We start from the raw sequence: 9,235 nt of genomic DNA on the forward strand, positions 1-9,235 counted from the left end.
AGTGCTGTCAAAAATCATCTAACTACTTGCTAAAATTTCAAGCTTTTTAATTCTTTTATTTACTAAGTATCTTGCTATCCAAATTAAAATAAAAGGTATATAAAAAAAGAATATTACATTAAATATATCTTGTTTATAACGATGTATAGGAAAAATCTCTTCTCCTTTGTATCTTAAAATAATACTTCCTTTAGGTTTTTGAATATTCCAAACTAATAACTTTTCTCCTACAGAAGCTGTATCTCGTTCAATAGTGTTTAAGGGTAATAAAACTATTTTTACATTTCCTTGACTATCTTTTATCTTTGCAAAACGTGAGTTTGTTTCTCGGCTTCCTCCACCGTTACTATACATTGAATCTATGATTACACTTTCTTTGATATATTCTTTTGATTTGTTTATAGTTTTGACGCTTGACTTTAATAAAAAAAACAGCATAATAAACCCTGCTACACTTAGTATTTGTCCTAGGGTTAAAAATAGCTTTGCTCGGTATAAAATCTTTAGTTTTTTATTCACCTTCTCCAAGCTTAAGCTCTTTATAGTAGTACTCTATCAGTTTCTCTGGATTTTTAACCGTGTTTTTAATCCATTCAAAATACAACTCTTTTTTCTCTACGTCTGATAATTTCCAATCTATTGGTAACTTCTTCATACGAGTGGTAACATCTTGTAAAATAATTGCTGCGGCTACCGAAATGTTCAAACTTTCAGTAAAACCTACCATTGGAATTTTTAAAAAGCCGTCGGCTTCTTTCTTTATGTAATCAGAAATCCCTTCTTTTTCAGTTCCAAAAACAAAGGCTGATTTTTTAGTTACATCAAAATCAGACAACACACAAGAATCCGTGTGCGGTGTAGTTCCTATAATCTGGTATCCTTTTTTTCTTAAATCGTCTAAACAATCCTTAGTATTGTCACCATCTTCTTTATAACGGTTGATATTTAACCATTTCTGACTTCCTTTAGCAACGTGCTTTGACACTTTATTGGTAAAACTATTTTCGATAGCATACACATCTTGTACACCAAAAATATCGCAACTTCTCACTACTGCACTGGCATTATGCGGTTGGTAAATATCTTCTAAAACTACTGTAAAATGACGTGTTCGCTCGCTTAATACCTTTTCAAACGTTTCCTTCCTATTCTCAGTAATATATCCTTCCAAATAGGTTAATAATCCTTCATCAATCATACAACAAACATAGTAATTTTTCCTATTTTTAATCGCAAGGAGATAGCTAAGTATTTATTTTCTTAAACTTGCAACGAAATCTATATTATGAAAAAACGTTTGGTAGTATTAACAGGAGCTGGTATGAGTGCTGAGAGTGGTTTAAAAACCTTTAGAGATGCTGATGGTTTATGGGAAGGACATGATATTTATGAAGTAGCTTCTCCTGAAGGATTTAGAGCTAACCCAGAATTAGTTTTAGATTTTTACAACCAACGTAGAAGGCAACTTTTGGAAGTAGCTCCTAACAAAGCACATTTAAATTTAGCTGATTTAGAAAGCACTTTTGATGTTGATATCATTACTCAAAATGTAGATGATTTACACGAACGCGCTGGTAGTTCTAATGTATTACACTTACATGGTGAATTATTAAAAGTGCGTAGTACAAAAAATGAAAACTTGGTATATCCATGGAAAAAGGATATCCTTTTAGGAGATACATGTGAAGAAAATGCACAATTACGTCCACACATTGTTTGGTTCGGAGAAGATGTTCCATTATTAGAGAAAGCGGTTGAAATTACTTTGCAAGCAGATATTTTGGTTATTATCGGAACCTCAATGCAAGTATATCCTGCTGCAAGTTTGGTGGATTATGTAACATCTAACACCCCTATTTACTTTATTGACCCCAACCCTGCTGTAAACAAAAACGCCTTTAATAATTTAACGATTATTAAAGACGTTGCCAGTACTGGTACTGATACATTAATCAGTATACTTCGATAAGTTCAGATGATATTGACTAGGAATTAGAGGTTAATCGATCGAAATATTCGTACAGTTCTCCTTTAGAAATAGTACTTCCTTTTTCAATCAAATCAAACAACTCTACATTTCTTTCTTCTTGATACGGCTTTGATCCTCTTAAAAATTCTATGGCTTCATCTTGTGGATTTTTTAATAACCACTCAAATCCTTCTTGTTCAAGTACGTTTACTTCTTTATCAATCGTTATTACAATACGATGAATTTCTTTTTCATCACACTTAAATAAGTTAACCACTTTTGGAGAAAAATGCTCTAGATAATTCGTTTTGGTCAATACATCGTCCCAAACGACATCGCTAAACACATTCATTTCATCTTCAGCAACATGAGGTTTCTCTTCTTTTAGCTCATCCCATTCTTTTTTATCGATGTTTTGTGAAGCTAAAAAACGTGCAAACTCTTCATGTAATCCTTCAAACTGCTCTTTTGTAAGTTGTCTATATTTCAAAAATTCAAATTTTAATAATTAACTAACCCTAGCTTTTATTCATTCTCTTTAATTAGGGTGATTATCTTGTTTTTTTAATCCTCAATGAGGGTTTCTCATTCGGCAATTTTAATAATAAATTAGGATTAGGGCAATTTTGCTTGTAAAAATCCAAGGTCTTTTTTGAAGATACTCCTGGGTAATCGCCATAATAATCTTCAATATCTATAATTAATTGAAAGTGTAAGTGTGGCGCATAATCTCCATTGACAGAACTATCTCCTAAAGTTCCTATCTTTTCTCCCTGAATCACCTTGGTTCCAACTTCTAAGTTTTTTATAGACTCTAATGATAAATGACCATATAATGAGTAAAACTCATTTCCTTCAATTGAATGTTTAAGAATAATCGTTGGTCCATAATCTCCATAGTTTGTATTGTTTTTAAAACTATGGATTTCTCCATCTAGCACAGCTAAAACATCAGTATTTGCATCACACCACAAATCAATTCCTAAGTGAATATTTCGTTGGTTTTCTTCGGACAATTTATTGAAATGTTCACTTCTACTATAAATATCTCTTACTTCCAAATATCCCCCAAAAGCAACTGTTTTTTTATGTTTTGAAAAATAATTTTCCAAATAAGCCTCCCATTCTTTTGATGAAGAAACGTCAAAAACTAAGTCTTTGTTTGATGTCGCTATAGAAATTGGAATATATTGATCAAAAGATATGTTGGTATCTATTACGTTCAATGGAATTTCAGAAATATTACTTAAAAAGTCTGTCATAATTAAAAATTAAAAAAGTGCAGTAATTACTGCACTTTCTATAAATAAACTAGTTTATATATTAAGCGTTCTGTTTCTTAATTAAATTTAGAGCAGAACCTTCTTTATACCATTCTATTTGTCCTTCGTTATAGGTATGATTCGCGATAATTCTATCTTTTGAACCATCAGCATGAACAACTTCAATAGTTAATGGTTTGTTTGGCGCAAATTCATTTAAATCTAAGAAGTTGAAGGTATCATCTTCTTGAATTAAATCGTAATCTGTTTCATTCGCAAATGTTAAGCCTAACATCCCTTGTTTTTTCAAGTTTGTTTCGTGAATACGCGCAAATGATTTTACCAACACCGCTGCAACACCTAAATGACGAGGTTCCATAGCTGCGTGCTCGCGTGAAGAACCTTCTCCATAATTATGATCTCCCACAACAATTGTTTTAATTCCTTTCGCTTTGTATTCTCTCTGTACTTTTGGCACTGCATCATACTCCCCTGTTAATTGGTTTTTCACGAAGTTTGTTTTCATATTGAAAGCATTCACTGCTCCAATTAACATGTTGTTAGAAATATTATCTAAATGTCCACGGTAACGTAACCAAGGACCTGCCATAGATATATGGTCAGTTGTACATTTTCCGAATGCTTTGATTAATAATTTAGCATCTTTAATCTCATTTCCAATTGGCTCAAATGGTGTTAACAATTCTAAACGCTCTGAATTTGGATCTACAACCACTTCTATGTTACTTCCATCTGCTTCAGGTGCTAAATAACCGTTATCATCAACTTCAAATCCTTTTGGAGGCAATTCCCAACCTGTTGGTTCATCTAACATCACCTCTTCTCCATTTTCATTGATTAGAGTATCTGTTAATGGATTAAAATCTAAGCGTCCTGCAATAGCAATAGCAGCTGTTAATTCTGGTGAAGCCACGAATGCATGTGTATTTGGATTTCCATCAGCACGCTTTGCAAAGTTTCTATTGAATGAGTGTACAATAGAGTTTTTTGGTGCGTTCTTCGGATCTTCATAACGTCCCCACTGACCAATACACGGTCCGCATGCATTGGTAAATATTTTAGCATCTAAGTTTTCAAAAACTTGTAAAATACCGTCTCTTTCAGCTGTATAACGTACTTGTTCAGATCCTGGATTGATACCAAACTCAGCTTTCGTCTTCAATCCTTTATCGATTGCTTGCTGCGCAATAGAAGCTGCACGTGATAAATCTTCATAAGAAGAGTTTGTACAAGAACCTATAAGCCCCCATTCTACTTGCAATGGCCAATCATTTGCTTGCGCCTTTTCTGTCATTTCTTTTCCTACTGGGGTAGATAAATCTGGCGTGAAAGGTCCGTTTAATAAAGGCCCTAATTCTGATAAATTAATTTCTATTACTTGATCAAAATATTGCTCAGGATTTGCGTATACTTCAGGGTCTGCCGTTAAATATTCTTTAATCTCATTTGCTGCATCAGCTACATCATTTCTATCCGTAGCACGTAAATAACGTTCCATAGATTCATCGTAACCAAAGGTAGAGGTTGTAGCTCCAATCTCTGCTCCCATATTACAAATAGTTCCTTTACCTGTACACGACATTGCTGTAGCTCCTGGTCCGAAATATTCAACTATTGCACCTGTTCCTCCTTTTACAGTTAGAATTTCTGCTACTTTTAAAATCACATCTTTAGGTGCTGTCCATCCAGATAATTTCCCTGTTAATTTTACACCAATTAATTTAGGAAACTTTAATTCCCAAGGCATACCTGCCATTACATCTACTGCATCAGCTCCACCTACTCCAATGGCCACCATTCCTAATCCTCCTGCATTCACCGTGTGAGAATCGGTACCAATCATCATTCCTCCCGGAAAAGCGTAATTTTCTAATACTACTTGATGAATAATACCTGCACCTGGTTTCCAAAAGCCAATTCCATATTTATTAGAAACCGATTCTAAAAAGTTAAAAACTTCATTTGAATTATTTAACGCAGTTTGTAAATCTGTTGAAGCACCTACTTTTGCTTGAATTAAGTGATCGCAATGTACCGTTGTTGGTACTGCTACTTTACTTTTTCCTGCTTGCATAAACTGAAGCAGCGCCATTTGTGCTGTTGCATCTTGACAAGCTATACGGTCTGGAGCAAAATCAACATAATCCTTTCCTCTTTCGAAAGCTTTCGTTGGTGTTCCATCCCAAAGATGTGTATATAAAATTTTCTCTGCTAATGTTAAAGGTTTACCTGTAATTTTACGGGCAGCATCTACTCGATCAACTACTTTATTGTATACCTCTTTTATCATATTAATATCAAAAGCCATATATGTAATTTTTTTGTTGCTGTACGAATTTACCAAAAAAAACAGTATAAAAGATGAAGTAGCTATATAATTATAATAAGTTTACATAAGTTTTTTCTATAGTAGAGTTTAATCCAGAAATTAATTAATAACAACAAAGCCCGAGTTAAAACTCGGGCTTCTATTTATAAATAATGTTTGTGATTACATTACTAATTGCTTTTGAGATGGTTTAAATTTCGTTAATACGATTCCATCAACAGCTTTTTCGTATTCTTCCATGGTAGGAGTTCTTCCTAAAATAGTTGATAATACTACAACTGGAGTAGATGACAATAACGATTCTCCTTTTTTCTCACCAGAATCTTTTACAACTCTTCCTTGGAATAAACGTGTTGAAGTTGCCATTACCGTATCTCCTGGTTCTGCTTTTTCTTGGTTACCCATACATAAGTTACAACCTGGACGCTCTAAGTATAACATGTTTTCATACTTAGTACGGGCTAAACCTTTAGGATCATTATCGTCAAACTCAAATCCTGAATATTTTTGTAATACTTCCCAATCTCCTTCAGCCTTTAACTCATCTACAATGTTATAGGTTGGTGGCGCAACTACTAACGGAGCGTTAAACTCTACTTTACCTTGTTGCGCTTCAATGTTCTTTAACATTTGAGCTAAGATTTTCATATCTCCTTTATGCACCATACAAGATCCTACGAATCCTAAATCTACTTTTTTAGTTCCTCCGTAGAATGATAATGGACGAATAGTATCGTGCGTATAACGTTTAGAAACATCTTCGTTATTTACATCTGGATCAGCAATCATTGGCTCAGCGATTTCATCTAAATCAATCACAACTTCTGCATAATATTTAGCATCCGCATCTGGTTTTAACGCTGGTTTGATACCTGTTTTAACCTCTTGGATTCTAGTATTCGCTTTATCAACTAAACCTTGTAATACTTGCTTTTCATTATCCATTCCTTTATCAATCATGATTTGGATACGGTCTCTAGCAATTTCTAGTGATTCAATTAATGTTTCATCTTCAGAAATACAGATAGAAGCCTTTGCTTTCATTTCCGCAGTCCAGTCAGTAAATGTAAAGGCTTGGTCAGCTGTTAACGTACCAATATGTACTTCAATAACTCTTCCTTGGAAAACGTTCTCTCCTCCAAATTGCTTTAACATTTGTTGTTGTGTAGCGTGCACTACATCACGGAAATCCATGAAACTTCTCATGTTTCCCTTAAACGTAACTTTTACCGATTGAGGAATTGGCATTGTAGCTTCTCCAGTCGCTAAGGCTAAAGCAACTGTTCCTGAATCGGCACCAAAAGCAACTCCTTTAGACATACGTGTATGAGAGTCACCTCCAATAATGATATCCCAATCACTTACGGTAATATCATTCAATACTTTATGAATTACATCCGTCATTGCGTGGTATTGTCCTTTAGGATCACGACCAGTAATTAAACCGAAGTCGTTCATAAACTTCATTAATCTAGGAATGTTCGCTTTTGACTTATCATCCCAAACTGAAGCAGTATGACATCCTGATTGGTATCCTCCATCAACGATTGGAGAAATTACCGTAGCAGCCATCATTTCTAATTCTTGAGAAGTCATTAACCCTGTAGTATCTTGAGACCCTACAATGTTAACTTCTACACGAACATCAGAACCTGCATGTAATGTTTTTCCTGGAGTAGTTCCTACAGCATTTTTGTTGAAGATTTTTTCAACCGCTGTTAATCCTTGTCCTTCAACAGAAATTTCTTTAGACGCTGCATATACTTGTGGAGCTTCAATTCCTAAAACTTTAGCAGCAAATGTTTGTAATTTTTTACCAAAAACCACTGCATAAGAACCACCAGCTTTGATGAACTCCATTTTTTGTGGAGTTAAAGCATCAGAAATATCTTTTAATTCTTTATCTCCGTTATATAATTTCTTAGTTTTTGTGTTAATAGTTAACACAGTTCCTGTATCAACAGAATAAGTTTGTTCTAAAACTGGCTCTCCATCAGCATCTAATACTGTATTTCCTTTAGCATCTTTTTGTTTCACCCAGTTTTTAAGATCAATACCAATACCTCCAGTTACCCCAACAGTAGTTAAGAAAATTGGAGAAATTCCGTTAGTACCAGCAATTACTGGTGCAATATTGATAAAAGGTACATAAGGGCTAGAAGAAATTCCTGTCCAAAGAGCAACGTTATTTACCCCTGACATTCTTGAAGATCCTACTCCCATTGTTCCTTTTTCAGCGATTAACATCACTCGTTTATCTGGATGTTGCTCTTTTAATGCTAACAATTCTTGTTGCATTTCTTTGTTGTGCTCAAAAATAGATTGTCCGTGTAACTCACGATCAGATCTAGAGTGTGCATCTGCTCCTGGAGATAATAAATCTGTTGAAATATCACCTACACCAGCAACAAATGTTACTATTTGAATTTCTTCCTCTATCTCTGGTAATTTTGTGAAAAATTCTGCTTGTGCATAACTCTCTATAATTTCTTTAGCTATTGCACTTCCTGCTTTCATAGCCTCCTCTAAACGCTCAGTATCTGCCTCATATAAGAATACTTGAGTTTTTAACACCTTAGCAGCTTCTTTTGCTATTGCTTTATCATTCCCTAAAGCTAAATCTAATAAAACCTTGATTGAAGGTCCACCTTTCATGTGAGATAATTGTTCAAAAGCAAAAGCTGGAGTAATTTCTTCTACTACAGATTCTCCTAAGATAATCTCTTTTAAGAAATCAGCTTTTACACCAGCAGCACTTGTTGTACCTGGTAAAACATTATAAATAAAGAAATTAAGAGACTCTTTACGGTGCTCGTTATTTTCATCTTTAATTTGTGAGATGATTTCAGTTAACAATTCACTTCCGTCAATTGGCTTAGGATGTAGACCTTGCCCTTTTCTTACTTCAATCTCCTTTAGGTAATCTGAGTATGTGTTCATAAAAGGTTTATTATTTAATATTTGAAAGAAACTCTAAAAACTAGGCTTTATTGAAGTTGATATACAACTATAAAAACTGCCCTTATTATTTCTTGATTTATTTGTATCTAAACTGTTATATGTAAGCACATATATCAAGTTTACACACGAGTATATCTTGTTATTTTTTGCCTAGCAAAAGTACTATTTTAACCTCAATTTTAAAAATAAACAACAAAACAGCTGAAGTAATGAATTTATTCAATTTGAAATAGCTGTTTTTAAAAATATATCAAAAAAACACTTAAAAACTAGTCGATTAATTATCAATTTGATAATTGAGGTGTTTTAAGTAAAGTATAGAAAAAGCTATAATGATTCTAAATAGGAAAAAAGCAGACCCATAAGCTGGATTCTGTTCCTCAAAAAATGAGGCTCTTATCATTTATCTAGTTCCGAAATTACTCTCGGAATCAATCTGCCTACCCCTTAGAATCGCGCGAGTAGCGCTCAAGCTCTAATGTACATGGCATTGCACCGCATAGAGTTTACCTGGTTTCACTACAGCATTACCTGTACATACTTTCTGTTGCACTTGTCCTCGGTTTACACCGGACGGATGTTATCCGCTATGCTACTCTATGGTGTCCAGACTTTCCTACTTACATGTACTGCAAGTCGATAAGATAGGTCTGCTTAATATGTTTTTAGTTCACAACTTTATTCATAAAAAAA

The 9,235-nt window shown here is 34.0% G+C and carries 7 protein-coding genes and 1 other RNA gene; 1 reads left to right on the forward strand and 7 read right to left on the reverse strand.

What is annotated here, in order from left to right:
- Positions 1-18: 18 nt before the first annotated feature.
- Positions 19-519 (reverse strand): hypothetical protein, encoded by a 501-nt coding sequence (locus tag OU788_RS11060; protein ID WP_274635225.1) that lies wholly within the window; start codon positions 517-519, stop codon positions 19-21.
- Positions 512-1,198 (reverse strand): TrmH family RNA methyltransferase, encoded by a 687-nt coding sequence (locus OU788_RS11065; RefSeq protein ID WP_274635226.1) that lies wholly within the window; start codon positions 1,196-1,198, stop codon positions 512-514. Before OU788_RS11065 ends, OU788_RS11060 begins: the two co-directional genes overlap by 8 nt.
- 87 nt (positions 1,199-1,285) lie before the next feature.
- Here OU788_RS11065 and OU788_RS11070 point away from each other — a divergent pair, with 87 nt between their 5' ends.
- Positions 1,286-1,969, forward strand: coding sequence for an SIR2 family NAD-dependent protein deacylase (locus OU788_RS11070; RefSeq protein WP_274635227.1), 684 nt, complete (start codon positions 1,286-1,288; stop codon positions 1,967-1,969).
- Positions 1,970-1,985: 16 nt separating this feature from the next.
- Here OU788_RS11070 and OU788_RS11075 read toward each other — a convergent pair whose 3' ends face one another.
- The 5 genes from OU788_RS11075 to rnpB form a co-directional block, all read right to left on the reverse strand.
- Positions 1,986-2,459 (reverse strand): DUF6495 family protein, encoded by a 474-nt coding sequence (locus tag OU788_RS11075; protein ID WP_274635228.1) that lies wholly within the window; start codon positions 2,457-2,459, stop codon positions 1,986-1,988.
- 61 nt (positions 2,460-2,520) lie between these two features.
- The gene (locus OU788_RS11080) at positions 2,521-3,231 is read right to left on the reverse strand and encodes a peptidoglycan DD-metalloendopeptidase family protein (protein ID WP_274635229.1); all 711 of its coding nucleotides are present in this window, start codon (positions 3,229-3,231) and stop codon (positions 2,521-2,523) included.
- 61 nt (positions 3,232-3,292) lie between these two features.
- The gene (locus OU788_RS11085) at positions 3,293-5,560 is read right to left on the reverse strand and encodes an aconitate hydratase (protein WP_274635230.1); all 2,268 of its coding nucleotides are present in this window, start codon (positions 5,558-5,560) and stop codon (positions 3,293-3,295) included.
- Positions 5,561-5,743: 183 nt separating this feature from the next.
- Positions 5,744-8,521: a bifunctional aconitate hydratase 2/2-methylisocitrate dehydratase gene (locus tag OU788_RS11090; protein ID WP_274635231.1), complete on the reverse strand. Its 2,778-nt coding sequence runs from the start codon at positions 8,519-8,521 to the stop codon at positions 5,744-5,746.
- A 367-nt stretch (positions 8,522-8,888) separates the two neighbouring features.
- Positions 8,889-9,199, reverse strand: an RNA gene (rnpB, locus tag OU788_RS11095) — RNase P RNA component class A.
- Positions 9,200-9,235: the final 36 nt, after the last annotated feature.

The sequence above is a fragment of the Tenacibaculum sp. L6 genome (assembly GCF_028823685.1).
GTDB lineage: Bacteria > Bacteroidota > Bacteroidia > Flavobacteriales > Flavobacteriaceae > Polaribacter.